18 protein-coding genes are annotated in these 26,190 nt (G+C 68.4%); 9 read left to right on the plus strand and 9 right to left on the minus strand.

Annotated features, from left to right (window positions below; genetic code table 11):
• A complete protein-coding gene (locus tag HG542_RS17465; protein WP_171082461.1) occupies positions 1-762 on the plus strand; it encodes an SDR family NAD(P)-dependent oxidoreductase in 762 nt (253 codons plus the stop codon).
• On the plus strand, positions 741-1,838 hold the full coding sequence (locus HG542_RS17470) for a threonine aldolase family protein (RefSeq protein ID WP_171082463.1): 1,098 nt from the start codon (positions 741-743) through the stop codon (positions 1,836-1,838). The genes HG542_RS17465 and HG542_RS17470 overlap by 22 nt, the downstream gene beginning before the upstream one ends.
• 75 nt (positions 1,839-1,913) lie before the next feature.
• Here the strand turns inward: HG542_RS17470 and HG542_RS17475 are convergent, their stop codons facing one another.
• Positions 1,914-2,636 (minus strand): lysophospholipid acyltransferase family protein, encoded by a 723-nt coding sequence (locus tag HG542_RS17475; RefSeq protein ID WP_171082465.1) that lies wholly within the window; start codon positions 2,634-2,636, stop codon positions 1,914-1,916.
• 284 nt (positions 2,637-2,920) lie between these two features.
• On the opposite strand from HG542_RS17475, the gene HG542_RS17480 reads away from it, so the two are divergent.
• From HG542_RS17480 to HG542_RS17495, 4 genes are all read left to right on the plus strand, one after another.
• The gene (locus tag HG542_RS17480) at positions 2,921-3,310 is read left to right on the plus strand and encodes a TlpA family protein disulfide reductase (RefSeq protein WP_171082467.1); all 390 of its coding nucleotides are present in this window, start codon (positions 2,921-2,923) and stop codon (positions 3,308-3,310) included.
• Positions 3,310-3,813 (plus strand): flavin reductase family protein, encoded by a 504-nt coding sequence (locus HG542_RS17485; RefSeq protein WP_171082469.1) that lies wholly within the window; start codon positions 3,310-3,312, stop codon positions 3,811-3,813. The genes HG542_RS17480 and HG542_RS17485 overlap by 1 nt, the downstream gene beginning before the upstream one ends.
• Positions 3,814-4,013: 200 nt before the next feature.
• Positions 4,014-4,799, plus strand: a complete 786-nt coding sequence (locus HG542_RS17490; protein WP_171082471.1) for an electron transfer flavoprotein subunit beta/FixA family protein — start codon at positions 4,014-4,016, stop codon at positions 4,797-4,799.
• 51 nt (positions 4,800-4,850) lie between these two features.
• A complete protein-coding gene (locus tag HG542_RS17495) occupies positions 4,851-5,813 on the plus strand; it encodes an electron transfer flavoprotein subunit alpha/FixB family protein (protein WP_171082473.1) in 963 nt (320 codons plus the stop codon).
• 74 nt (positions 5,814-5,887) lie between these two features.
• Here HG542_RS17495 and HG542_RS17500 read toward each other — a convergent pair whose 3' ends face one another.
• Complete coding sequence (locus tag HG542_RS17500; protein ID WP_171082474.1) at positions 5,888-6,970, minus strand: methyltransferase; 1,083 nt, start codon at positions 6,968-6,970, stop codon at positions 5,888-5,890.
• Between the two features lie 165 nt (positions 6,971-7,135).
• Between HG542_RS17500 and HG542_RS17505 the strand changes: the two genes are divergently transcribed.
• Together HG542_RS17505 and HG542_RS17510 are read left to right on the plus strand one after the other, a co-directional pair.
• Positions 7,136-7,687: a GNAT family N-acetyltransferase gene (locus HG542_RS17505; RefSeq protein WP_171082476.1), complete on the plus strand. Its 552-nt coding sequence runs from the start codon at positions 7,136-7,138 to the stop codon at positions 7,685-7,687.
• 216 nt (positions 7,688-7,903) lie between these two features.
• The gene (locus HG542_RS17510) at positions 7,904-8,419 is read left to right on the plus strand and encodes a hypothetical protein (RefSeq protein ID WP_171082478.1); all 516 of its coding nucleotides are present in this window, start codon (positions 7,904-7,906) and stop codon (positions 8,417-8,419) included.
• Positions 8,420-8,484: 65 nt separating this feature from the next.
• Here the strand turns inward: HG542_RS17510 and HG542_RS17515 are convergent, their stop codons facing one another.
• Entirely contained in the window at positions 8,485-8,988 is a 504-nt protein-coding gene (locus HG542_RS17515; protein WP_171082480.1) for a hypothetical protein, read from the minus strand.
• Positions 8,989-9,163: 175 nt separating this feature from the next.
• Positions 9,164-10,390, minus strand: coding sequence for a helix-turn-helix domain-containing protein (locus HG542_RS17520; RefSeq protein ID WP_171082482.1), 1,227 nt, complete (start codon positions 10,388-10,390; stop codon positions 9,164-9,166).
• A 227-nt stretch (positions 10,391-10,617) separates the two neighbouring features.
• Between HG542_RS17520 and HG542_RS17525 the strand changes: the two genes are divergently transcribed.
• Complete coding sequence (locus HG542_RS17525; protein WP_171082484.1) at positions 10,618-11,424, plus strand: class I SAM-dependent methyltransferase; 807 nt, start codon at positions 10,618-10,620, stop codon at positions 11,422-11,424.
• A gap of 343 nt (positions 11,425-11,767) precedes the next feature.
• Here HG542_RS17525 and HG542_RS17530 read toward each other — a convergent pair whose 3' ends face one another.
• From HG542_RS17530 to HG542_RS17550, 5 genes are all read right to left on the minus strand, one after another.
• A complete protein-coding gene (locus HG542_RS17530) occupies positions 11,768-12,355 on the minus strand; it encodes an HD domain-containing protein (RefSeq protein ID WP_171082486.1) in 588 nt (195 codons plus the stop codon).
• Positions 12,356-12,699: 344 nt separating this feature from the next.
• The gene (locus HG542_RS17535; RefSeq protein ID WP_171082488.1) at positions 12,700-13,296 is read right to left on the minus strand and encodes a hypothetical protein; all 597 of its coding nucleotides are present in this window, start codon (positions 13,294-13,296) and stop codon (positions 12,700-12,702) included.
• Between the two features lie 132 nt (positions 13,297-13,428).
• Positions 13,429-13,977: a DUF4265 domain-containing protein gene (locus HG542_RS17540; RefSeq protein ID WP_171082490.1), complete on the minus strand. Its 549-nt coding sequence runs from the start codon at positions 13,975-13,977 to the stop codon at positions 13,429-13,431.
• 75 nt (positions 13,978-14,052) lie between these two features.
• The gene (locus HG542_RS17545) at positions 14,053-15,045 is read right to left on the minus strand and encodes a hypothetical protein (RefSeq protein ID WP_171082492.1); all 993 of its coding nucleotides are present in this window, start codon (positions 15,043-15,045) and stop codon (positions 14,053-14,055) included.
• Positions 15,046-15,124: 79 nt separating this feature from the next.
• Positions 15,125-25,966 carry a LamG-like jellyroll fold domain-containing protein gene (locus HG542_RS17550; protein ID WP_171082494.1) on the minus strand — a complete coding sequence of 3,614 codons (10,842 nt, stop codon included), beginning with the start codon at positions 25,964-25,966 and terminating at the stop codon, positions 15,125-15,127.
• Positions 25,967-26,190: the final 224 nt, after the last annotated feature.

A 26,190-nucleotide genomic window follows, 5' to 3' on the forward strand; every position in this document is an offset into this window, starting at 1 on the left:
ATGAGCACTCCGACGAACGGCAATGGTCCGCTGGCCGGTGCGGTCGTGGCGGTGGCGGGAGCGGCCGGGCCCGCGGGCCGGGCGACGCTCCTGCGTCTGGCCGAGGCCGGGGCGACCGTGGTCGCCGCCGATGCGGACGCGGCCCGCCTGGCCGAGGCCGTGGACGCCGCCCGGTACGCGCACGGCGGGGCCACCGTCACCGGTGACACCGTGGACCTGCTCGACCTCGACGCGGCCCGCGCCTGGGCGGACCGCACCGAGAAGGAGTTCGGCCGCGTCGACGGCCTCGTCCACCTGGTGGGAGGCTGGCGCGGCTCGGCCACCTTCGCCGAGACCGACCTCGACGACTGGGCCCTGCTGGAGAAGCTGCTCATCCGCACCGTCCAGCACACCTCGCTGGCCTTCGAGGCGCCGCTGGCCCGCAGCGGCCGCGGCCGCTACCTGCTGATCAGCGCCGCCGGTGCGAGCAAGCCCACCGCGGGCAACGCCGCGTACGCCGCCTCCAAGGCCGCCGCCGAGGCATGGACGCTCGCGCTCGCCGACTCCTTCCGCAAGGCGGGGGGCGACGGTGCCCCGCCGGCCGCCGCCGCGATCCTCATCGTCAAGGCACTGGTGCACGACGCCATGCGCGCCGAGCGCCCGAACGCGAAATTCGCCGGCTTCACGGACGTCAAGGACCTGGCCCAGGCCATCGTCGGCGTCTGGGACAAGCCCGCACAGGAAGTGAACGGAACCCGTCTGTGGCTGACTCCGCAACAGTGAACGACACCTCTTCGACGACCGACGCCATACGCCACCACGATCCCGCGCTGCGGGGTTTCGCGAGCGACAACTACGCGGGCGCGCACCCCGAGGTGCTCGCGGCACTGGCCCTGGCCAACGGCGGTCACCAGGTCGCGTACGGGGAGGACGTCTACACGGCGCACCTCCAGGAGGTGATGCACCGTCACTTCGGCCCGGCGGCCGAGGCGTTCCCGGTCTTCAACGGCACCGGAGCCAACGTCGTCGCCCTCCAGGCGGCGACGGAGCGGTGGGGCGCGGTCATCTGCGCCTCCACCGCGCACATCAACGTCGACGAGTGCGGCGCGCCCGAACGCGTCGGCGGCCTCAAGCTGTTGACCATCCCGACCGAGCACGGCAAGCTCACCCCCGCGCTGATCGACCGCGAGGCCTACGGCTGGGACGACGAGCACCGGGCCCAGCCGCAGATCGTCTCGATCACCCAGACCACCGAACTGGGCACCTGCTACACGCCCGAAGAGATCCGGGAGATCTGCGACCACGCCCACGAGCGCGGTATGAAGGTCCACCTCGACGGCTCCCGGCTGGCCAACGCCGCGGCCACGCTGGGCCTGCCCCTGCGGGCGTTCACCACCGACGCCGGGGTGGACCTGCTGTCCCTGGGCGGTACCAAGAACGGCCTGGTCTTCGGCGAGTGCGTGGTCGTCCTGAACCCCGATGCGGTACGGGCGATGAAGCACCTGCGCAAGCTGTCGATGCAGCTCGCCTCGAAGATGCGCTTCGTCTCGGTGCAGTTCGAGGCCCTGCTGGCCGGCGATCTGTGGCTGCGCAGCGCCACGCACGCCAACGCGATGGCGGCACGGCTCGCCGAGGGCGTCCGGTCCGTCGACGGCGTCGAGATCCTGCACCCGGTGCAGTCCAACGCCGTCTTCGCCCGGCTCCCGCACGATGTGAGCGAGCGGCTGCAGAAGCGCTACCGCTTCTACTTCTGGGACGAGGCGGCGGGCGACGTCCGCTGGATGTGCGCCTTCGACACGACCGAGGCGGACGTGGACGCGTTCGTGGCGGCGTTGAAGGAAGAAATGGCGAAGGCCTGACAGCTGCCGTTCCCCGCGCCCCGAAGGGGCGCGGGGAACGGCGCGCTCAGCCCGAAACGACCCGCACCGTCACACTCAACGGCACCCCTCGGCCCGCGCAGCCACCGGCGCCGTCCCGCCCAGGTGGGCGGGAACCCACCACGTGTCGCCGGCATCCCGCGGCCGCACCGGATAGGCCCGCTGCGCCGCCTCCAGCAGCTCCTGCACCCGCCCCCGCAGCCGCTCGGTGACGGTCTCCGCCGGCTCCGCCGGATCGGCGGTGAGCGGCTCGCCCACCCGTATCGTCACCGGGATGTGGTTGCGGCCGAAGTCGCGCTTGTGGCCCTTGGTCCACAGGCGCTGCGTGCCCCACAGAGCCATCGGCAGCAGCGGCACCCCGGCCTCCTGGGCCAGCCGGGCCGCGCCGGACTTGAAGTTCTTCAGTGTGAACGACTGGGAGATCGTCGCCTCCGGGAAGACGCCGATGATTTCGCCCGCGCGCAGCGAGGCGAGCGCGTGCTTGTACGCGTCCAGGCCGGCGGCCCGGTCGACGGGGATGTGCTTCATCGCCCGCATCAGAGGCCCGGAGACCTTGTGCCGGAAGACCGATTCCTTCGCCATGAAGCGCACAAGCCGTTTGGCCGGGCGCGCGGCGAGGCCGCAGAAGACGAAGTCCAGGTATCCGATGTGGTTGCTCACCAGAACCGCCCCGCCGCGCTGCGGGATGTGCTCGGTCCCCTTGATGTCGAAGCGCAGGTCCAGCGCCTTGAACATGGTGCGGGCGGCGCCGATCACCGGGGGATAGACGAGCTCTGCCATATCGGGAAGATCCTTCCGGGCCAGGGGAGGGTGCTCCCGGCTGAAGTTTTGAAGTTACGCGGCCGTAGGGTTCCGGCTTTCGCCAGATCGTGCCTGAATGCCCGGCCTGCGGGCCAGCCAGGACGCCCCCGGGGCCGGGAGATCCTCATCACGTCGGCTTGTGCGGATGTGCGGGAAGCTACACCCCCGGTCGCTTTCGGGAAATTTCTCCGGCGCCTCCGGTGCTGCAGGATGGCAAGGGACCGGACACGGGACGGACCCGAGGGGTCCAGGGAGGGACGAGGGTGGAGGGGCACCGGAGCGAGGAGCGCCTGAGCGCTGCCGAGATCGGCGCGGAGCTGGGGGAACGGGCCACGCTCGTGCAGTTCTCCACGGCCTTCTGCCAGCCCTGCCGGGCGACCAGGCGGGTGCTCGCGGACGTGGCGGACATGGTGGACGGCGTCGTGCACCACGAGATCGACGCGGAAGCGCGGCTGGAACTGGTCCGTTCCCTGCGGATCGGCGCGACGCCGACCGTGTTGGTGCTGGACGCCGGCGGCCGGGTGGTGCGACGGGCAACCGGTCTGCCCCGCAAGGCCGATGTGATCGCCGCGCTCGGCGCGGCGGTCCTCCCCTCCGACAGCTCCCCCGGCTCCCCCAGCTCCCACAGCTCCCTCGGCCAAAGGACGGCTTGATGACGGCCTCGCCCGAACTGGGCGCCCAGCGGCCCGCCCCCGACCTGCTGCGCTCGGTCTTCCGCCGGCACGCGGCCGGCGTCGCCGTGATCACCGCGCACGGTCCGCGCCCCGCCGGTTTCACCGCCACTTCGCTCACCTCGGTGGCCGCCGAGCCGCCGCTGGTCTCCTTCGGCGTGGGCACCGGCTCGTCCAGCTGGCCGGTCATCGCCGACGCGGAGCACGTGGGGGTGCACATACTCGGCGAGCACCAGAGCGAGTTGGCGGCCACCTTCGCCCGCAGCGGCGCCGACCGTTTCGCCCCGCCCACCCGCTGGCGCAGCGGTCCGCACGGGGTCCCGCTGCTGGAGGGCGTACTGGCCTGGATGGTGTGCCGGGTGGTGGCCCGGGTGCCCGCCGGGGACCACCGGGTCGTGCTCGCCGAGGCGGTCGCCGGGGACCCCACCGGAGACGGCCGTCCGCTCCTCTACCACCAGGGACGCTTCAACGGTCTGCGGGACTGAGACGTCCCTGTCGCGCGCGTTGGGCAGATCACAGCCGCCCTCCCTTGCGTTCGGCCGGAACGCTCGATGTACTGACGAGTAACATTCCGGTCGGGGCGGTGATCGTGACGATGACCGCACCGGCCCGGAATCCGCCCCACAAGGCGCCTATGCTGCCTGCCAAGGCAGCTTGATAGAGACGATGCAGTAGGAGAGCCGGCGTGAGCTTGAGGATCGTTGTCTGTGTGAAGTACGTGCCCGACGCCACCGGCGACCGGCACTTCGCCGAGGACCTGACCGTCGACCGCGACGACGTGGACGGCCTGCTCTCGGAGCTCGACGAGTACGCGGTCGAGCAGGCGCTGCAGATCTCCGAGGAGGCGGACGACGCGGAGATCACCGTTCTGACGATCGGCCCCGAGGACGCCAAGGACGCCCTGCGCAAGGCCCTGTCCATGGGTGCCGACAAGGCCGTCCACGTCGAGGACGACGACCTGCACGGCACCGACGCGCTGGGCACCTCGCTGGTGCTGGCCAAGGCCGTCGAGCACGTCGGCTACGACCTGGTCATCTGCGGCATGGCCTCCACCGACGGCGGCATGGGCGTGCTCCCGGCGATGCTCGCCGAGCGCCTGGGCGTCCCGCAGGTCACCCTGCTCTCCGAGGTCGCCGTCGAGGACGGCAAGGTGACCGGCCGCCGTGACGGCGACGCCGCGAGCGAGCAGCTGGAGGCGTCCCTCCCGGCCGTCGTGTCCGTCACCGACCAGTCCGGCGAGGCCCGTTACCCCTCCTTCAAGGGCATCATGGCCGCCAAGAAGAAGCCGGTGGAGTCCCTGGACCTCTCCGACCTCGGCATCGACGCGGACGAGGTCGGCCTGGACGGCGCGTGGACCACGGTCGACGAGGCCACCGAGCGTCCGGCCCGCACGGCCGGCACGATCGTCAAGGACGAGGGCGAGGGCGGCAAGCAGCTCGCCGAGTTCCTCGCGGGCCAGAAGTTCATCTGAGCCCGGTAACTCCTCCCACCGCCCTCATACTTCCCGCAGGAGAGCAACACCATGGCTGAAGTCCTCGTCTACGTCGACCACGTGGACGGCGCCGTCCGCAAGCCCACCCTCGAACTGCTCACCCTCGCCCGCCGCATCGGCGAGCCCGTCGCCGTGGCCCTCGGTGCCGGCGCGGACGCCACCGCCGCGACGCTGGCCGAGTACGGCGCGGTCAAGGTCCTGACCGCCGACGCGCCCGAGTTCGCCGACTACCTGGTCGTCCCGAAGGTGGACGCGCTCCAGGCCGCGTACGAGGCCGTCTCCCCGGCCGCCGTGCTCGTCCCGTCCTCCGCCGAGGGCAAGGAGATCGCGGCCCGCCTCGCCGTCCGCATCGGCTCCGGCATCATCACCGACGCCGTCGACCTGGAGGCCGGCGCCGAGGGCCCGGTGGCCGTGCAGTCCGTCTTCGCGGCCTCGTACACCACCAAGTCCCGCGTCACCAAGGGCACTCCGGTCATCACCGTCAAGCCCAACTCCGCCGCCCCGGAGGCCGCCCCGGCCGCCGGTACGGTCGAGCCGCTGGCCGTCGCCTTCGGCGAGAAGACCACCGGCACCAAGGTCGTCGCCCGCACCCCGCGCGAGTCGACCGGCCGCCCCGAGCTGACCGAGGCCGCGATCGTGGTCTCCGGCGGCCGCGGCGTCAACGGCGCCGAGAACTTCCCGCTCATCGAGGCCCTCGCCGACTCGCTCGGCGCGGCCGTCGGCGCCTCGCGTGCCGCGGTGGACGCCGGCTGGTACCCGCACACCAACCAGGTCGGCCAGACCGGCAAGTCGGTGTCGCCGCAGCTGTACATCGCGGCGGGCATCTCCGGCGCGATCCAGCACCGGGCCGGCATGCAGACCTCGAAGACCATCGTCGCCATCAACAAGGACGCCGAGGCGCCGATCTTCGAGCTGGTCGACTACGGCGTCGTCGGCGACCTCTTCGAGGTCGTCCCGCAGCTGACGGACGAGGTCAAGTCCCGTAAGGGCTGACCGTTTCCGACGCTCCGCATAAAGCCCCGCTCCGGCCGACGCGCCGGAGCGGGGCTTTATGCCAGCGGCTGCTGTCAGGCGAGCGCCGCCTCGACCAGCCCCAGCGACCCGGGCCCGTCCGTCACCCCGACCAGCCGCAGGCCCGCACGCCGGAAGAGGCGACGGAAGTCCTCCCGCGTGCGGTGCTGCGCCCCGGGCTCGCAAATGACCATCATCTCGAGGTCGATGAGCTTGGACAGCGACGGCTGTCGCGGATCGTCGGGGATCAGGTACTCGGCAAACAGCACCCGGCTGTCCTCGGACCGCATCTGCGCACGGCAGTTGGAGAGAATACGGACCACGTCCGTGTCGTCCCAGTTGTGAATGACCTGGGAGAAGAGGTAGGCGTCGCCGCCGGCCGGTACGGAGTCGAGGAAGCTGCCGCCGACCAGCTCGCAGCGGTCGAGCACGCCGGCCTCCACCAGGGGCTGCCCGGCGCGCTCGACGACGTGCGGCAGGTCGTACAGCACCCCGCGCACCCGGGGGTTGGCCGACAGGATGGCCGCGAGCAGCGCGCCGCGCCCGCCGCCGCAGTCGACGACCGTGCCGAAGCGGCCGAAGTCGTAGCGCTGCACGATGGGGGCGGTGAGCCGGGTCGCGATGGAGGTCATCTCGGCGTCGAGCGACTCGGCGTCGTCGGGGTTCCGGCTGAGATACTCGAACCCGCTCATCCCGTGGGCGAGGTCGAACCCGGACCGCCCGGTGCGCAGCACCTCCAGCAACTGCCCCCAGGCGGCACGGTGATAGGGCCGGGCGAACTTGTGCGCCCAGCCGCGCATGGAGCCGTGGATGTCCTCGCGCAGCAGCTCGCCGACGGGGGTGAGGGCGAAGCGGCGGTCCGGTATCTCCTCGAAGACCTGCGCGTCCGCGAGCGCGCGCAGCAGCCGGTAGAGGTTGGTCTCGTCCGCGCCGACCGCCTTGGCGATCTCGCTCACCGGCCGCGGCCCGGCGGCCATTTCATCGGCGACCCCGAGCGTCGCCGCCGCGCTGAGCGCCTGGGCGATCCAGGCGCCACTGGTGAGCTGCATCATCCGCGCCACCGGATCGGCCACGGCTCCGGGAAGCGCGGCGGCGTCGGTGGGGTGAAGCGGCTCCATACCGTGTTCGGGTCGATTCATGACGTGATCATGGCACCGGGTGATCGGGTGTGGTAGGTGATGCACGGCTGTTGGCCGGAGTAGCGCACCCGTTGTCGAGTTCTGATCTCTACAGGGCGAGGGGGTGGGGTGGAGTGGTAAAGGCGGGGCGGCGGCATTGTCGTACCCCTGTGGCAGGCTCGCGCCATGCTGTCCGAACGCCGTCCCGACTTCGTCGAGGCCACCGATGCCCGTACCGTCGCCCCGGAGCTCCGGGCCGAGTTGACCGACTGCTGGGTGGCCGTCACCAATGCGGGCGGCGCCGCCGGATTCCCGTTCCCGCCGGTGGACGTCGCCGACGTGGCGCCGGTGGTGGACCGACTTGTAGCCGGCCTCGCCCCGGAGCGGAGCCGGCTCGTGATGGCGCGGGCGGGCGGTGCGCTCGCGGGGTGGGTGGTGCTCAACCGCGACCCGGGCAGGCTGGTCGGGCACTGGGCGACGATCAACCACCTGCAGACCCACCCCGCGTTCCGCGGGCGGGGCATCGGCTCGGCGCTGGTGCGCGAGGCGCGTCGGATTGCGCGTGACCAGCTGGGACTTGAGCAACTCCACCTCGCGGCCCGGGGAGGCGAGGGGCTGGAGCGCTTCTACGAACGGCTGGGCTGGCGCGAGGTCGGCCGGTGGCCGGGGGCGCTGCGGCTGGGGGAGGGGGAAGGGGATACGCGGGACGAGGTGCTGATGGTGCTGGGGTTGTTGTGAGGGCGGGTGGCGAGCGTCCTTGATACGGACGGGACAGTGGTTGCCGTCCGCCTGCGACGGGGGCTCCGCCTCCGCCGGCAAGAAGGACGACAAGGGTGCACAGGCGCCGCGTCCACTCCGTCCACTCCGGAGTCCCTCACCGCAGAGCAGGCCCAACAGGCTCTTGTCGCACTGGGAGACCTGCCGGCCGGCTGGAAGCTGGAGGCGAACACGGGCATGGACAAGTCGCAGGGCGCCGACGACGACATGGTGACGGGCGTGAAGCCGCTGTGTGCACCGGTCACCGCCGTCCTCAACAGCGGGCGACTGGAGGCGGACTACAAGGCCAACGCCCAGGAGGTCTTCACCAAGACGGGCGACCAGACCACGGTGGCGCAGGACGTCAGCGGCTATCCGCGCGCCCAGGCGGAGAAGGCCATGGCCGGACTGCGCGCGGCCGTCGAGCAGTGCGGAACCTTCACCGGTAAGCAGGGCGGCAAAAAGGCCACGGTGACGGTCAAGAAGACCGCGGAGCAGCCGAAGTACGGCGACGAGTCCCTCCGCTACACCGTCAAGATCGTCCAGGGTGACATGCAAATGGACTTCGACATGGGGACGATCCGCAGCCACGGCGCGATCACGACGGTGCTCAACAACTACTCGGACCGCGGGGACCGGGGCCTGGGGGCGTTCACGAAGGCGTTGTCCAAGGCGGGGGAGAAGCTGGCTGCTGCGGCGGCGAAGACGGCCTGATACGGCGGCTTGATCTGCTCAGGCGTGCCGCCCCGCAAGTGGCCTGCGGGACGGCACGTTTGACGTCAGAGCCCCGCCGTGGCGCCGCGCGGACGGTTCAGCTGTCGTGCGGCGGCGACGAGTGCCTCACGGAAGTCGCCGGGAGAGGTGAGGGCGGATGCCGGTGCATCGTCGTCCGCTTCAGGGAAGACCCACACCCGTTCCCCTTGATACTTGCCGGGCGGTGGGACGAACAGTTCGGCGCCGGTGGGGTAGACGGTCACCTCAGGCGTCCCGGCGAGGCGGCGCCCGGCGCCGAGGGGTAGCAGCCACCACATCAAGTGCTCGGCGCCGCCCATCACGTACGGACCGACGTGCCGGTCGCGGGCCTTGAGCTCGGTGATGACGGCGGTCGCCAGAGTGAAGTCGATCCGCACCAGGTCCCACTGGCGCCCGGCCACGAGTGGTGCGGTCCGGCCCGCGGCCCACAGGTCCAGGGTCAGCTGCGGGTCGTGTGCTGCGTGGTGCAGCCACTCGGTCGGGAGAGCCAGGGGTGCGCCGACGGCGGCGCGCTTCGCGGACTTGGGCATCCTTCATCCGATCTCGATAGGGGTGAGGCACCGGAGCACAAACGGACCTATGTCGGTCCGTGTGCGTTCCGGTGCCGAGATCGTGTCGGCCCGGGCCGGGGCAGCCCAGGACCGTACAGGGTCAGTCCGTCGACGACCGAAGGCGGAGGTGATACAGGCTGTCTCAGCCTGCCGGTCAGACCTCCACCGAGAGAAAGTCCGCGAGTTGGACCAGCTGCGGAGACAGGTCGCGCTTGCGGCGTGCCACCAGGGTGACCGTGATGTCGCGCGCGTAGCGCTGGTAGCGCAGCCATTCAGGGGCGGCGCGTTTGATGCCGGTCAGAATCTCGACGGCCTGCGCATAATCGCGCTGCTCGGAGTGGGCGGCAGCCAGGTCGAGCAGGTGGCGGTTGCGGTTGTTGGAGGTCGAACGTCTCGGCATGACGACCTGGGCGGAAAGCGCGAGGGCTTTGCCGAACTCGCGCTGGATCATGGCGTTCTCGACCTCCTTCATGGCCACAGTTGTGGGGCCGAAGGTCGTCCAGTACTCGTGGTAGTCGATGACGTCCCGGCCGACCAGGACGGCGGCGGCTTTGGCTTGCCGGGTCAAATCGGCGGCCTCCGGGCTGCGATTGTTGCGGACGGCCGCTGCCGACGCCCGCAGCAGAAGCCAGCCCCACGTGCCGAGGTGGCCGGCGGTGGAGTGGCGGAAGGACGGTTCGATCTCGTCCGCCGTGGCGACGGCGACCTGCTCGGCCTCGTCGAAGCGGCGCTGCCGAAGCAGGAGCCAGCACAGCGAAACCACTGCCGAGGCGGCGAGGATCTGGTTGCCGCTCTGCTCGGCCAGGTCGATGGCTCGGCTCAGCGCCTGGTAGGCGAGGTCGTCGTGCCGCAGGTGGATCAGCGTGGAACCCGCCAGCTGATACGCCTGCGCCTGCACCTTCAATGCCGCCAACCAGGCATCTCCGTCAGAGAGATCAGCGAGCTGGGCGGCTTCGGTCAGGAGACTGGGCAGGGCTGCGACGGTGGCTGCGTAATTGTCGCCCTGATAGAGGCGGTTGCCCTCACGCAGCGACGCCCGCAGGCCCGTGAGGGTCGGGGCCTCGGCGGTGTCATCAGCCAGTACAACTCGGCCCAGGCCTCGGGCGGGTGTGATGACCCGCCGGACTGCCAGGATCCCAGCAGGGTCGGTTTCGGGGGCAACCGGCGGTGCGATCGGACCGGTCTGCATCAAGTCCGTCGTCCGTACCCCCAATGCCTGGGCAAGTTGACGCAGGGTGCTCATGCGGGCGCTGTCGCGGTCGTTGCGCTCCAGCTTCCGGATCGTCGCCACCGATACCCCGGATGCCTCGGCGAGTTGCTCTTGGGTCATGCCCCTGCGCCGGCGCACTCTGCCGATCCGGTCTCCGATGCTCTCTGTCATGGCCGTTCCTGCACCTAGGACTTCGTTACCAGCCAACCAACCGTACGTCGCGCGTGCACCTTCCGGCATGAGGAGTCGGTGAGCGACCAGGCCAGGCGGGAAGGGCCCCGGGGCAGCCTTCGATTGAGGCTGGCGGGGAGGCCATTAAACCGCTGGTCGTTGCTTGCCCGACCGGGCGATGATGACCGCCACCGCCACCGACTGCGGGCAGAGGGAGGGCTGCATCCATGGTTTCGCCCCACGACATGTATGCCGGGCGAGGCGCTGACATCGGTCTCGCAGAGGACTATTCGTGGCTGCTCACGCCGCAGTGGATGACCGGAGATGCCTTCCTCCAGCAAAATGCGGCCGTCCTCGCCGAATTCCCTGCGGGAAGCAGCATTCTGGACGCTGCGTGCGGGGTCGGCGTGGAGGTTGTCGCTCTGGCGCGCACTGGGTTCACAGTGGCCGCTTCGGACGCGAGCCCTGGCATGGTGGAGCAGTGCCGACGAAGGGTGGCTGACGCGGGCTTGAACGTACCCACCGAGGTGGCATGCTGGCGAGAACTCCCTCAGACGTGGCAAACGCGTTTCGATCTCGTGCTCTGCACCGGCAACTCCATCGTGCACGCTGCCGACGAGCAGGAGATGATCTCCAGCCTCAGAGGCCTGCGTGACGTGCTCGCCGAGCGCGGCAAACTGCTTGTGACGTCGAGGAACTGGGAGAAGCTCCACGCGGAGAGACAACGTCTTGCAGTTCCTTCGCAGCTGCAGAGACACGGCGAGCGCCAGGGGCTGGGGATTTACCTATGGAGCATCCCGGAGACGTGGGGCGCGCCACATGTGGCCGAGATCGTGATTCTCGTATTCGAGGGGGATGCGGTGGTCTCCCGACGCCACGAAATTACTTTCCAGCCGTTCCGTCATGATGAACTCGTCGATCGGATGGAGCAGAGCGGGCTGTCTGTCGTGGGTGACAGCTACGAAGCGGATGCGGACTGGTACAGCATCATCGTCCAACGAGCCGATCGCTCCGCGTCGCGGCGGTGGTGCTGAACTACGTTTGCTTCACGGCCAGGTGGACGTTGATGGCCGGTCCGCCGCGGGACCTGCCGAGGGACGGACGCGGTGGTGGACGTCACCACGCTGAACGTGGGACTACGGCCTGGACGCCGACCACAGTGGGCTGGCCAGCCCGTGCAGGAGCTCGTCCACCGACCGAGGCGGAACGCTGCACTCCGACAGCAGAAATCCTCATTCCTGTGGTTCGGTAATCGAGATTTGCGCTGCCGGAGGCGGGACTTCCGGCAGCCCCGCCAGGACGTGCTACGGGCCGACCTGCGCATCGCAACGCCTGCCGCCAGGGACTGCTGATGTTGCCGACACCTACGCTCAAATTTCAGGGCATGCCGTCGTTCTCGCCGAGGGCTGCACGAAGCCAGTCCAGCGGTTCGGAAGCGAGGAGGGCATCTGCCAGAGCGATCCCCGTCTTGGTGACAAGCCGGGTCCGGCTGTTGTCGATCCACCGCTGAGCGTTGGCGTAGCCCTGGGCTCGGTATTCGATGCCTTGGAGCAGGCACTCCAGCTTGTCGGCATCGCGGGCGCAGAGTGCCTCCGGCGTGTCCTTGTCCTCGTATTCGGAGACAACGGAGCAGAGGGCTTCTGCGAGCGCATCAGGCATGCCCGCGACCTGGTCGGCGGTGACGTCCCGCGGGTCCACAGCATCCGCGTACTTCTTGCCCAGGCGATTGACGTCGCCAGTGCGGCTCTCCTGACTGTCGTGCCAGACGGCCAGGAGAGCGGCCCGAGCAGGATCGGCCCCTTCGAGCTTGGCGATGACGGAGGCGATCAGCGAGGTCCGCCAGGAATGCTCGGCGACGCTCTCCGGGTCGCGGACACCGGCCATCCACCAGCCGGTGCGGCGCGATTGCTTGAGCGTGCCGGCTTCGAACAGGAAATGTGCCACCGCCGTGAGGTTGCCGGCCATCCCGTAACCCTCCCATGTTCGGGTGGTCACGCCTCGGCGAGGCGAACCGCGTATCGGACTCCTTCGAGTTCCCGGCGTGAGCGTGCCGAGCTCTGAGCTCCATCCAACAGGATCTCCAGGTCCAAGTAGCCGTAGCTGGGGGCGAGTCGGCCGACCAAGTGTCGGAGATCCTGACCTGGATACCGGGCGTCACGAACACCTACCCGGAGGCGGGAACGGTGGCCGGTAGCCGCACCCTGCTGCTCACCTTCGGCCCTCCGACTCTCATGGCGTTGCCGTCAACTCCTGCTGTGCAACGCAGCGAGGCCCTGCCGGAGATCTCTGACAGGGCCTCGCTGTTCGCTTCATCCAATGACTGCTGCCGCCCAGGCAGCGATTTCGCCGGCCGACATGTGCAGCTCCTGGCCGTCGGTGGCAGCCAACCAGTGCCCGTTCCACTGCACTGTCCACTTCTCATTACGATGGTTCCACAGATCGAGATAGGCGTTTCGGACGCCCTCGAGGAGACCTAGCTCGTGCAACAGGTAATCCGGCGAGAAGAATACCGGCAGGTCACCGATCGTTCCTGTCCCGGTTTGCGGGTTGTTGAAGCGCACCAGGACGTACGGACTGGGCTTGCGGTTCAGGTCGGAGGCCTTGAGCATACGACTGAATCGCTCGGCAGCTTGATCCACTGATTCGGCACCGGAGATCTCGGAGGAGTACCCCGGAAACACGCCGAAAGTAACACTGTTGAGATCTGGGTCTCCTAGGAACAATCGATGAGCTTCCGGTCTGATCCGGCCGATGACGTCGAATTCGCGTCCAGGCCAGGTGAAGCCTGGAAGGGCGGTCAGTGGCGCTGGTCGCCCAATTATCTCATCTTCTCTGTTGCGCACGAACTCAAGGACGGCGCAGCATAGTTCCGCATCATACGAATCCTTTGTGTTCAGCCTGAACACGTGCTGGCGGTCCGAACTCAGAGCCGCCAACAGCGTGAAACCGGGGGTAGGGGACCACTCCCAGGCGTCAGAAATCTCTGAGAGTGGCCTTGCGTTGGGGAGTGCTGACAGTTTCGTGGCAATGTCCATAGCCTAGTTCAGCGGCAATGAGCTACGGTTGTCAACATCCCGGGCGTCCCGGGCGTCCTTGCAGCGAAACGGCTCGGCATCAGCCCATTCCCAATATGCGGTCCCCCGGTGGACCTCCTCCTCGACGGCTCGATAAATCCCTGAAGGGTCAGCGTCGGCGGGAACATCGATCGCGATGTGCCTGTCCCCGCTCCACTCGCTCAAGAAGCCTTCGGAAGCGATCGCCTCGCGGAGCAGTGCACGAGAGTCGATCCCTCCCTCTGGCGGTCTCGGCTCGGTAAAGAAGACGTGGAAAACTCGGCGTCCAGAGCGGGCCTTCACGCTCGCTACGAGTTTCCCTTCGCGCAACCCCACGACGTCACCCAGCGCCAATCCGTAGGACCGAAATGGGATGCACGACACCTCGAAAACCTCACCAGGCAGCTCACGAAGCCACAGCTGCTCGAGGGTATTCGGGAACCCGAACGGCTCGAGATCCACCAGCGCAAGGAGACTCTGACAAGGCCGCCACGCGGGGTTGTCGTGGCCAACGAACATTGTGTCGCTGTGCATTATTTCTCTTTCGTTTGTGACAACAAACCCTCCAGGCCGCGTGACTATGGGTAGGTTCTTGGGTTTTGAACAGGGCTACTGCTCGTTGATCCTGTGCGGGTGTGAGGCGTCGATGGTGCAGACGAAGATGCGCAAGGCGCCAGCCCTTCCCACGACGACACGCGTCGGAGTGCTGATCCCGTGTGCAGGAGTCTCCGCGTCCTCCACGGGTCTCCAGCTCAGGCTCCCGTTGTCCCACTCCTTGCTGTCGATGGTTACCAGCAGTTGCATCGGGGCGCCACAATCGCAGACCATTCTCTGAGGACCTGTCAGGTGCCACGAGGCGAAGCCCCCTGCCTTCCAGCCGGGCGCGACCGAGAGATCGTATTGATAGTGCGGTGACTCTTCGTTGTCCCAGTCTTCCCACTCCTCCAGAGACTCCTGGAGTGCTTCAGGGAGGAGCTCGAAGGTCTGGTGCTCAATAATCTGTTCCGGTTGTAGAACGCATGCGTCAGGAACGTATCCGCCGCGCCCCACGACCTTGATCTCGGGAACTTCCGTCAACTGGGTGGAGGTTAGCGTCGAATTCCGCCACACCAGCCGGACGTCAATCTCGTTGCCCTCTCCGTGGGCATCGAACGGGCACCAAAGGATCTGCAATACGTCCTTGCCGTCTGGAAACCCTAGAGCTGGAACGTCCCCCCGGAACAACTGGAGAACCGGAAGCATGGGAATGGGGGCGTCATCAGAGAGCTCCGGAGCGTATTTACTTCGCTTGTTCAGGGAAGCCAGCCGCTCACGTTCCTCATCGGTAGGCCCGGCGGGCTCCTGCCGACTCCAAGCCGCGTCGAGGATGCGTCGTCGCGCCCTCACATTGTCCAACAGCTCGCCGCGTGACTTCCGGTGAGGGGCAGTGCAGACAGGCCAAGGTTCGTCGTCGGGCCAGAGGAGCGGGCCCCCTGCGGAGCTGTCCGTCGGTCCGGGGCATCCCGGACGCGGGTGAAGGCGCGTAGCGATTGAGGTATGTTCGCGAAGCTCTGGAAAGACAGCCTCGATATCGATGGGACGCGCGGGCGTCGTCCGGGGCATGCAGACCTCCGTAAATGCAAGCTCGGCTAGTGTACCCGGTACGTCTGGGGCCCACGGTCGCCCGTGGGCCCCAGATCGGTCAGTATCTAAATTTTCCTGAGATGACTCCGGCTGCCGGGTTTTCCAAGAATCCGGAGAGGTTGAACCCCTTGTCTCCCGTAGCCGCGAAATCCAGGCGGATCGGAATCGGGTTTGCCCCTTCGTAAACCGGATTCACGGAATATTGCACGGTTTCGCCGGCGTCGACCGCATCGTAGACCTGCTGCTCGATGAGGTCCCGCATCCATGGCGAGTTGACAGGATTCTGGGTCAGCGTGACGAGGTTGTAACGCGCCAGCGGTCCCTTACCTGCACCTCCCAGGCGATTGGCCAGAAGGTGGCCTCTTGCCTCGTTGTAATTCGTTCCGTTGCCACGCCAGCCTGGCGGCCTCATGCCACCAGCCTCCGTGCCGGTGTCCAGCATCGACTTGTCAATCGAGGCGTGAACGGCCTGAGGCCGCCCGAGCCCATCCAAGGCCTCGTACCGGACACTCCCACTGAACCCGTAGCGGTCAGTGCCACAGTTGTGCACCAGGACCGGCACGTCGTCGGCCAGCACGTAGTACGTGTGCAACCCGTCGACCGTGAGGTCATAGGTAACGACGTTGTCCTGGTGGTAAAGACGGACCCCGGTGACCTCGACCGTGCCGCTGTCGGTCTCAAGGAGGTCGCCGGTGCGGAGGTCCTTGGCCTCAACGAAGGCGGATTGCGTCCGGTCGTAGAACGGGTGGTGATAGGTAGTTGTGACCGTCGTCGCCGAAGCAGCGGTTGGGCTCAGGGCCGCAACTGCCGTGGCAGCAGAAGCCAGGCCGAGGGCGGCCTTCTTCAGGAAGCGGGACTTGAGGGACGGCTGGGTCGTCGGGGCGACGGTCACGTCCACGAAGTCACGGTCGGTGCGGGTGACGATGACCTTGTCGACCTTGTGGGTCTCCGTGCCCCCTGGCTTGCCCGCTACCGCGTTCTTGACTTCGTCGCCGGCCTTGACCTCGTCGATGCGCTTGGATGAGCCGTCGGCCATGGCCACACGGGTTTCACCCGTGAAACTGTGCGCCTGACCACAACCGGACGGGCGCCTCAGGCCAGCTCCGATGGCTCCACCAATTGCCCCGCCGATTGCCCCGTCCGCAGCCCCACCAGCCGCGGCCTTGGCCGCCCCCGACCACGAACACCTCGCCCCACTACGAGAGCAGGTGAGCCCATAGTCAGTGGCACCAACAGCACCCCCGGACAATCCTCCGATCGACGCACCCTCCAAGGAGTTGGCCACCACCTTCGGCAGCACGCTCCCCAGTGCCGACTCCGCCAGCTTGCCGCCCAGTGCGCCGCCCAACGCGCCGCCGATGGCGCCGCCCACGGCGCCCACGGCCACGGCGCCGGCGAAGGCGCTCACTGAACAGCCGCCCGCCTGGCCGGACATGCACTTCGCGCCCTGGTTCACCGCGCCGCCGACCGCGCCGGCGAGCGCACCGCAGCCCGCTGCGCCGACCACCGCTCCGACGCCACCCGTTGCTGCGCCCACCGCGGCCTCGCAGCCGACGAAGACCGCGGTGGAGACTGCGAACGAAGCGATGGCTGCCGCATGGTTCTTGAAGTAGGTCGTCGCCGTGCGGACGGCCTTGGCCGTGGCGTGGTAGGTCGTGGTCACGGCGTGGACGGTCTGGTGGTAGACGTGACTGACCACGCGCGTAGTGGCGTGATAGACGTGGCTGACCCGATGTCTGATGTACCGGAAGCTGTCGTGAATTTCCCGATTCAGCTGGGCTATCTCACGGTCCAGGCGGTTCATCTCCCGCCTGAAGCTCGCCATGGTGTCGTCGAACTCGCGCGACATCCAGGAACTGGCCCGGTGGTACGTGTTCGCTGTCCAACTGGAGACGGAGTCCCAGGCATTGGTGAGGGCGTGCCACCCGCTCGACGCCCAGGAGGTCAGATGGTGCCAGCCGCTGGAGGCCGCGTGCTTGAGACTGCCCCACCAGCCGTGGCCCGACGGGTCGGTGCCCTTCAGCGGGTTGTCCTCGACGTAGGCGAAGGGGTTGGCGGCGGCCTCGTTCGGGACCGGGTCGAAGGACATGGTGTCCCGGTTCATGAACTGGCCCGCGGCCGGGTTGTACCAGCGGGCGGCCATGTTGACCTTGCCGGTGGCGAGGTCCGTCCAGCCGGACTGGTAGCCGAGCCTGCCGACCGGCGTGCCAGTCGTCCCGGTCACGTTGCCGAGCGGGTCGTAGGCGTTCGAGCCGCTCATCGCAGCGCCCGTCGCCGAGAAGTTGCCCACCACGTCGTCGTGCTGGTCGGTGAGGGCGAGGCTGCCCGTGCCTGCGGCGGCGCCGGCCATGCCGATGCCGACGAGGCCACCGTCGGGGGTCCAGGTGTAGGTACTGGAGCCGTCCGAGGCGAGGGTGTTGCCGGTACCGCTGTACGAGAAGGCGATCTTGCTGCCGTCCGTACCGGTGCCGGTCATGACGCGACCCAGTGCGTCGGTGACGTAGGTCTGGGTTCCCTGCGTGACCTGTTGGTCGAAGGCGTCCGATGCGAAGGCCGTGGTGGTGGAACCGGTCGCCTGCTGGGTCAGTGTGCCGCGCGGCGTGTAGCGGTAGGTGTTGACGCCGTCGCTGGTGAGCTGGTCCCGCGCGTCGTAGGTGTAGACGTTGGACCCGATGCGGATGCGGTTGCCGGAGTCGTCGTACGCGTATGCAGTAGTGGTGCTCCCGTTGTTCCAGGACGTCAGGCGGTCCGCCCAGTCGTAGGTATAGGTGTTGTTGGACGGGCCCGCGAGACCGGACGTTGTCTTGCCGGTCAAGTTCCCGTTGGCGTCGTAGCCATAGCCGATGGAGGCGACGGTGGCGCCGAGCGCCGTCTTCAGGTTGTCGCTCACGAGCCGGTGCAAGTTGTCGTAGCCGAAGGTGCGGACGTTGCCGTCCTTGCCGCCGTACTGGACATTGGCCGGCTGCGAGAGCGAGTTGTAGGTGTAGGTGAGCCGGGTGCCGGTCGCCGGGTCGTTGAGGGTCGCCAGACGGTCGGCTTTGTCATAGCCGTACGTGGTCGTGCCCGCTGCGTCGGTACGCGACGTGGTCAGACCGTCGCCGTCATAGGCGAACGAGCTGGAGCCCGCCGTCCCGTTGGCGCTGAGCAGCAGCCCGCGGTCGTTGTAGGTGAAGGTGTTGGACGTCGCCGGGATCGTGGTGCCGACGGCACTGGTGGCCGCGGTCAGCATGCGGTTGTCCGCGTCGTAGCTGAAGCTGCGGCTCGCCGTGGGGGCGTCGGCTCCGGTGCCGGACTGGCTGGTGACGTTGCCCAGGGCGTCGTAGTCGGAGGTGACGGTGACGCCGCCGGGAGCGGTCTGGGTCACGGGGTGCCCCGCCGCGTCGTAGGACGTGGTGAAGGTGGAGTCGGCCGCGGAGGTGTAGCTGTAGGTGGACGTGGAGACCGCCGGCTCGATGACCGACTCGGGCAGGTTCCAGGAGTTGAAGGTGTAGTAGCGGGCGTTGCCACGGCCATCGGTGAAGCGGGTGCGGTGACCGGCGGCGTCGTAGCCGAACGACGTCGTGATCGAGTGCCCGGCGTCGACGGGCTGGACCTCACCGGTGACCTGGCCGAGTGCGTCACGCGTGAACGTGGTGGTGTGCTGGTTGGCGTCAGTCGAGGACATCAGCTGACCGGCCGCGCTGTAGGTCGCGGACCGTGTCGTCAGCACGGTCTGCCCGTCGGTGTCCAGGGACTGTGCCTGGACAGGGTCGCCGAGCTGGTCGTAGGAGACGGTGTTCCGGGTGCCGTCGGGGAGCTTGACGGCGACCTTGTGGCCCTCCAGGTCGTAGGTGGTCTCGGTGGTGTTCCCGGCGCCGTCGGTGACCTGGGTGGTCTCGCCGGCGTGGTTGTAGCCGTAGCTGGTGGTCACACCGTTCTGGGTGGTGGTGGAGGCGAGGAAGGCCCCGCCGGGGTTGGCCGTTGAGGCTGCGTAGGAGTGGGTGGTCGTGGACGTCACCGGGCTGGGGAAGCGGTCGAGGACGGTGGTCGTCAGCTTCCGGCCCATGAAGTCGTACGTGGCCTGGGTCTGTGCGCCGGACGGCGTGGTCACGGACAGCGCCTCGCCGTTGGCGTCGTAGACGGAGTGCGTGACGCCCTTCCTGGCGTCCGTGACCTGGGCGACGTCGCCGAGCTGGTCATAGACGTACTGCTCGGTGTGCTGCAGCGGATCGGTGACCTGGGTGACGTTCCCCATGGCGTCGTACGTCCACGTCGTGGTGGCCCCGGCGATGGGCGCCGAGGAACCGGGCGGCGTGTAGTTCGGCAGGGTCCGGGCGGTCTTGCGGCCCGCGGCGTCGAAGGCCGTCGTGACGGTGTTGCCGTTCGGATCCTGGGTCTCGGCCTGGTCGCCGAAGGTGTTGTAGCCGACGGTGCTGGTGGGGTGGACGAGAGCGGGAGGGCCGCCGTTCGTCTCGGTGTTGACCGCGGGCGCGCTGGTCACGGTGAGGTGACCGGCTTCGTCGTATGCGTAGTTGGTGACGTTGTTGTCGGGGTCGGTCATGCTCACCGGCAGTCCGCGCCGGTCGAGCTGCCAGCGCGTGGTGGCCTGGCTGCCCGACGCCGTGGCGCCGCCGGTGCGGTCGGCCGCGTAGAGGCGGGAGACCTCGTCGGCGGTGAGCGGACGGGAGTAGGTCTGGACGTTCCCGATCGAGCCGTTGGCCTGGTTGTAGAGGCCGCCGCCGATGGTGTGCACCGCGCCCAGGGTCAGCGGACCGGCGGAGCTCCACGGGGTGGAGTTGGTCGCCGTGCCGACCGGCTGGCCGTTGACGTACAGCTTCATTGCACCGGTGCCGGCCTCGTACGTGGCGACGAGGTGCGTCCACGCGCCCGCGGCAGCGCTGCCGTTCGGCGAGAACACGGCGGGATAGGCCGTGCCGGAGCCGTCGTTGGTGCTGGTCGCGAAGGACCACGTCTTCGTGCCGGCGGTGTAACCGAGGTAGAGAGCCTGGTGGTTGTTCCCTCCCTGGCCGACGAACGTCTGGTCGTTCGCGCCCTGGGCGGCCAGCCGGACCCACGCCGAGACGCTGTACGACGAGCCGGTGTTGAGCACGGGCCCGTTGGTGGCGATGACACTGGTGGTGCCGTTGAGCGTGGCCGCACCGTCGTTCCAGGTGATGGCCGTGGCCGCGGCGGTGTTGCCGGTGCCGGAGGCATCGGTGACCGTACTGCCGGAGCTCTGGTTCAGCGGCCACCAGCCGGTCGGGTGGCCGACGCCGTCCTGCCGTACCGAGCGGCTGGTGACGTTGCCCATCGCGTCGTACGTGGAGCTGGTGGCGTGGGTGGTCCCGCTGCCGTCGGTCAGGGTGCTGGTGGCGACCCTGTCGTCCGGAGTGTAGGAGACGGTGGTCGTGCGGTTCACCCCGGCCGGGTCGACGGTGGTGGCCGTGACACGGTCCGCGGCGTCGACGGCCGACTTGGTCACCGTCGCACCGTTGTTGGTGACCTGCTGGGTCAGATTGCCCGCGGCGTCATAGGTGTTGGCCTGCTGGACGAAGGTGTTCTTGCCGGTGGTATCGACACGGGTGACGGAGGCGGTGAGGCCGTTGTCGGTGTAGGTGTACGAAGTGGTGTTGCCCATCGCGTCGGTGATGGACTGCAGCCGCCCCGCCGGGTCGTAGGCCCGCGAGGACTCCACGAGGTCCTTCGCCATCGAGGGGTTGACCGGATCCCCCGTGTACGCCTGCAGGATCTGGGTGAGCAGGTGACCGTTGGCGTCGTAGGTGTAGGCGATCGTGTTGCCGAGCGGGTCGCGCTCGGTGGCCTTGTTGCCGTAGGCGTCGTAGGTGAGCGTGGTGGTCGCGTTCGTCGCGTCGGTGTTGGTGGCCAGCTGGTTGTACTGGTTGTACGTGGACTTGACGGTGCGCGACGCGTCGCCCCCGGAGAGGTCGGCGACGGTCTGGGAGGTCACAAGACCGTCCGCGTCGTAGACCGTGGTGGTCTGCGCCTGGTGGACGGCACCGGTGACCCGGTCCGTGACGGCCGGGTCGGTCTGCTGGACGACCTGTGACTCGGCGTCGTAGCCGTACTGGGTGACCAGGCCGTTCGGGAAGGTGTCGGAGACGGCCTTCTTGGTCAGCGGCCGGCCGAGGTTGTCGTACGTGAAGCTGGTGACCAGACCGTTGGGATCGGTGGTGGAGGCGACGTCACCGTTCTTGAAGTAGGTGACGGTCGTCGTGGCACCGCCGGGTGAGACGGTCTTGTACGGCAGTCCCTTCGGGGCGTAGCCGCCGTCGGCGGCCGGGACCGAGGTGCCGTCGGTGTATGTGATGGCGGTGGTGCGCCCGTTGGGGAAGCCCGGCACCGGCGGGGTCGTGACGCCGGTCTTGTTGCCCGCGGCGTCGTAGGAGTACGAGGTCAGATAGGTGTTGTCGGTCGCGGACGACGAGCGGCCGTCGCGGACGGTGGCCGGCAGGTCGTTCTGTGCATTGGGGCTCAGTTGGGCGCTGGTGTCGTCCGGCAGATAGCTCGTGTACGTGGTCGAGCACGCCTGCCCCGCCTGGTTCTGGCAGGTGGTCCTGCTGACCTCGTTGCCTCGCACGTCATGGCCGGAGGTCACGACGTTGCCGTTGGGGTCGGTGACGGTGTGCAGGAAGCCGCCGGTGTCGTAGCCGTACGTGGTCCGGTAGCCGCGGCCGTCGGTCTGCGCGACCTCGCGGTTGCCGTTCCACAGGTCGTACTGGTACGTGATCGTCTTCGTGCCGGGGTCGGTGACCTTGACGGTCTTCAGCGGGGAGAGCCCGTTGGAGTTGCGCCCGGCCGACCAGTGGGCTGCCGCATCCTGGCCGGTGAGCTCGGTGCGGTAGAAGGCGGCCTCGGCGATCGAACCGGGGAAGTAGCCGAGGGTGTTGGTCGGGTGCGCCGGCCACGAGCCGGTGGACTCACCGGCACCGATGTAGTTGTACCCGGCGGCCGAGCTGCGCAGCGCGGCAGTGGTGGCCCCGGCCTGCACGCCGTCCAGGTACAGGTGCTGACCCTTGCCGGACCCGCTCAGCAGGGCGTGATGCCACTTGCCGTCGTTCACGAGGGCCGAGGACGTCATGCCGCCCGCGACGCCGTTGGTGTCCCAGAACTTACCGTGGAGCTTGCCGTCGGTGCCGACGTAGAGCGCAGGGGTCCAGTCCGACGAGGCAGGGTCGGGCGCGTCGAGCGGAACGCCCATCTCGCCGTACAGCACTCCGCCTGCGGTGTTGCCGGGCGGAGTCTTGAACCACATCTCGACCGAGTTGGGCCCGGTCTGCACCTGCTGGTTCGTGGGCAGCTGAACGAAGGACGACTTGCCGTCGAAGGCCGCACCGGTGCTGTCGGTGAACGGCCCGTCGGAGCCGAGGGTCACACCGCTGTACGTGGCGGAGCCGGAGTTCACCTCGTTGACGGCCTGCCCGGCGCCGGCTGCTTCGCCGAAGCGGTAGTAGGCGCCGGGGCCCGAGCCGAGGACGGAGGCGCGGTAGATCTGACTGGAACCGGAGACTGTGGGGGTGCCCATGGTCCACGCCCCGCCGTTGGAGTCGGTCAGCTGGGTGACCGCCGTGGTGACGGGGTCGTAGGAGACGGAGGCGTACGTCTTGCCCGAGGGACGAGTGACGGAGGTCAGGAGGCCGGCGGACTTGGTGCCGGCCTGGTAGAGGTCAGAGACGCTGTCCTGGGCGAGGGGCTTGTCGTAGAAGGAGACGTTGGAGAGGGAGCCCTTGAAGTACGTGGCATAGAGTGTGGCCGAGTTGGGATGGGGCTGGTCGGGCCAACTGGAGCCGAGGTAGCCCGCGCCGAGGTACACGCTGCTGTAGAGCCAGGGGTTCAGGCCCTGCGGGCCGACGGTTCCCGAGCCGGGTGCGGTACCGATCAGGCTCCCGTCCACCCACATCTTCTGTGCCGACCACGATCCGGTGAGCACCACGTGGTGCCACTTGCCGTCGGCAACCGAGCCGGTGGTGCTGATCGGTGCCGGATTCTCCGTGCCGTACCAGTACAGGCCTTTGAGCTTGCCGTCGTTGCCTACGTAGAGGGCGGGCAGGGCGTCGCCCTTGGTGATGGAGGGCTGCAACGCGTTGTCCGAGGCCGAGAACAGCACGCCGGCCGTGGTGGTCGATGTCTTGAACCACAGCGAGACCGACTGCGAGAAGTTCGAGCCGATGCCGAGGTTCGGCAGCTTCACATACGACGAGGAGCCGTCGAAGTCGGCGGCTGTCGCGCTGCTTCCGGCCAGCGGGCCGGGTCGACCGAGCGTCACGTTGTTGTAAGTGGCGTTGTCCGCTCCGGTCCGGGCGAGCACGGCACTGGCGGCCGTCTTCCCCGAGCTCTCCGTGAGCGGCCAGTAGGAGACCGGGCCCTGGTCGAGGGTCTGGTTGTGGTACTGCGAGCCCGCGGTGTAGCCGTACTGGGCGCAGCCGCTCGTGTCGACCGGCGAGCAGACCTTGGCGAGCTGGTCACCGTTGTACGAGTACGTCCAGGTCGAGGCGGTGCTCGGCCGGCCCGCGGTGGCGGGGTCGGTGGCGACGGTCGCGATGTGCGGTCCTGTCGCGCCCGACGGCGTGTTCCAGGTCAGATGCAGCGCCCGCCCGGACACCGCCGACGTCATGTCGGTGATGTGCCCCGAGGACCAGATGAAGTTCTCGGCGCGGCCGTTGGCGTCGGTGATGGACGTGAGGCCGTACTTGCCGGAGCCGAGGCCCTGGGTGAAGGCATAGACGGTGGCGTTCTTGTCGGTGAGCGAGTACCCGCCGGATAGGGACCGGAAGGTGGCGAAGCGGCCCTGTGGGGGCGAGAACGAACCGTCGGCGTTCTTGCCGTAGCCGACCGCGGAGCCGTCGGGGTAGGTCACCTGGGCGCTGACGACAGCCCCCGACGCGTCGTACTGCTCGGCCACACGCGCGTCGAAGACGCTGGACCAGCTCGCGCCGAAAGCACCTGTGGTGCGCGGGTCGCGGGAGTTGTAGTCGCGCGTGACCGTCAGCGACGGGCCGGGCGCGGAGACGTTGGCGTCGGTGGCGGAGGTGGTGTAGTTGCCGATGGCCGGGCTGTAGCCGTGGCCGTCCGGGTTCTGCGACAGACCGGAGGTGACGACGGGCTGCGGCACCTGGGTGGTCAGCTGCTGCCAGTTGGGGCCGGCCGAGTAGTTGGTGCCGTCGTACGCCTGGACTCCCCAGTAGTAGGACTGGCCCCACTTCAGCTTCCCGGAGGGGATGTTGTAGGAGCTGCCGGTGATGAGCCCGGAGTCCGCGAGCTTCGTGCCCCCGGTGTCGTACACCTGGAAGTCGTACTTCACGGACGTCGTGAGGGAGGTAGCCCACTGGGCCACGGCCGTCAGCTGCGGGGTCAGGGAGTTCACGGCGGCGTTGTTCGCCGGCGTCGTGGAGACGATCGACGGAGGCAGCGCGGTGCCGGTGGTCAGGAAGAGGTTCGGCGCCGCGTCCGGGTTGTAGGCCGACCCGAACTGCTTCCAGTGCAGGTTGTCCGACGTGGACGCGTAGACGGCCAGCCCGAAGTCACCGGAGGACCCGCCGGCCCAGCTGTTGAACACGCCGGTCGACAGCGGCACCTTGAGGTAGTCGCTCTTGGACAGATCACTGCTCGTGTTGGCACAGCTGACCGGGACGTTTGGCGTGAGGTTGCCGATCGACGAGCCGTACGAGGGGCCCGGATAGCCGGTGATCTGCTGGGGCGACCACGCCTTGGTGACGGGTGCGACGTCGAAGCGCTCGGGCGTGCACGTGGACGACCAGATCGCGGAGAGGTCGAGCTCGGCGGCCGTGACGGTTGCCCTGGAGTTGTCCAGGGACTGGGCGAGGGCCGGGAACTGCAAGTAGGAGACGGCCGAGTGGGGACCTGAGTCCCAGGAGCCGACCTTCATGGTCTGCTCCATCGAGTGGTCGCCGGGCTCGCCGGACTCCGCGTACGTGGTGACGGCACCCCAGTTCATCATCGACGGGTCGACGGTGACCGGGAAGACCCGCTCCCGGGCATGAAGCCAGGAGGCGTCGAGCGTCATCCGGAGCGAGGTGCGGCCGCCGGACTCCACGAGCCGGTAGGTCACTGCGTGCGTGGTGGCGTGCTCGCCCGAGACCCGGTCGGTGCGGGAGTCGTAGGCGTAGCCGGCCGGGATCACGACCGAGGCCTTGCCGTCGGCGTCGAGCAGTTCGACGGAACCGTCGTCGGCCAGCACGGGGTGCAGGCCCTGGGTGTCCAGGGGGAAGGTCCACTCGTTCGCGGCGCGAGCGGAGTGGAGGACCAGGGACTCCTTGAGACCGACGGCACCGGACTGGAGCACGAGGTCGGTGTCGGGAAGCACCTGGCGGTAGCGGGTGGTCGAGCCGGACACGTCCGGCTGGACGGCGGCCGCGCCCTGCAGGCCGTACGCGAGTGCATGACGGCTGTCGGGTGCGACCCGGACGAGCGTCGGATCCGTGGCGCGTGGGGCCAGGTCCACGGCGGCGGAGTTCGCCCCCTGATGCAGCCGGCCGTCGGACCCCTTGCGCATCGTTGTGTCGATGTGCTGCCAGTTGCCGTCGGCGTCCCGGAAATTGATGGGGGCGGGTGCCAGCTTCTGGGTGTGCGAGCCGTCCGCGTTCTCGAAGTAGTCCGAGGTGGCGGTGGACTTCGACGGGACGCGCTTGCTGGTCCGGGCATCGTAGCCCTGACCGCCCGCGCTCCGGCCCTTGGCCGCCTTGCGGTTGTTCGGTGCGTAGGGCGGCAGCTCGCCCTTGCCGGGCTCGGGCTTGCTGCCGGCACCGTGCCCGGCGCGGGTCGACGACGCCGATGCGTCATGTCCCCGGCCCGCTGCGGTTCCTGACGCCTGATGCGGCAAGTGGCCCCAGTGCGGAGGTTTGTGCCCCTTGAGCCAGGAGGACAGTCCCGAGAGGCTGGGCATGGGCAGGGGGTCCAAGGTCGCCCCTGCCGCTGAGGCCTCGCCGCACGTGAAGGTCATGGCGAAGGTTGCCAGAAGGGCTATGACCACCCCCCGGGCCAATCGGTGGCGTAGCTGTCTCCACCGGGTGGAACGGCGGTACTGACGGCGATACATGACGACTCCATCGAAGATCAACACAAAACCTGCTGACCTTCGCTCATGAGGAGCGCGTCATTCCAGAGTCA

It is taken from the genome of Streptomyces morookaense, assembly GCF_013030945.1.
Classification (GTDB): Bacteria; Actinomycetota; Actinomycetes; order Streptomycetales; family Streptomycetaceae; genus Streptomyces; species Streptomyces morookaensis.

Coding starts and splice junctions, on each gene's coding strand:
- HG542_RS17465 (WP_171082461.1), top strand. CDS start 1: ATGAGCACTCCGACGAACGGCAATGGTCCGCTGGCCGGTGCGGTCGTG.
- HG542_RS17475 (WP_171082465.1), bottom strand. CDS start 2,636: ATGGCAGAGCTCGTCTATCCCCCGGTGATCGGCGCCGCCCGCACCATG.
- HG542_RS17485 (WP_171082469.1), top strand. CDS start 3,310: ATGACGGCCTCGCCCGAACTGGGCGCCCAGCGGCCCGCCCCCGACCTG.
- HG542_RS17495 (WP_171082473.1), top strand. CDS start 4,851: ATGGCTGAAGTCCTCGTCTACGTCGACCACGTGGACGGCGCCGTCCGC.
- HG542_RS17500 (WP_171082474.1), bottom strand. CDS start 6,970: ATGAATCGACCCGAACACGGTATGGAGCCGCTTCACCCCACCGACGCC.
- HG542_RS17505 (WP_171082476.1), top strand. CDS start 7,136: ATGCTGTCCGAACGCCGTCCCGACTTCGTCGAGGCCACCGATGCCCGT.
- HG542_RS17510 (WP_171082478.1), top strand. CDS start 7,904: ATGGACAAGTCGCAGGGCGCCGACGACGACATGGTGACGGGCGTGAAG.
- HG542_RS17515 (WP_171082480.1), bottom strand. CDS start 8,988: ATGCCCAAGTCCGCGAAGCGCGCCGCCGTCGGCGCACCCCTGGCTCTC.
- HG542_RS17520 (WP_171082482.1), bottom strand. CDS start 10,390: ATGACAGAGAGCATCGGAGACCGGATCGGCAGAGTGCGCCGGCGCAGG.
- HG542_RS17525 (WP_171082484.1), top strand. CDS start 10,618: ATGGTTTCGCCCCACGACATGTATGCCGGGCGAGGCGCTGACATCGGT.
- HG542_RS17530 (WP_171082486.1), bottom strand. CDS start 12,355: ATGGCCGGCAACCTCACGGCGGTGGCACATTTCCTGTTCGAAGCCGGC.
- HG542_RS17540 (WP_171082490.1), bottom strand. CDS start 13,977: ATGCACAGCGACACAATGTTCGTTGGCCACGACAACCCCGCGTGGCGG.
- HG542_RS17545 (WP_171082492.1), bottom strand. CDS start 15,045: ATGCCCCGGACGACGCCCGCGCGTCCCATCGATATCGAGGCTGTCTTT.
- HG542_RS17550 (WP_171082494.1), bottom strand. CDS start 25,966: ATGCCCAGCCTCTCGGGACTGTCCTCCTGGCTCAAGGGGCACAAACCT.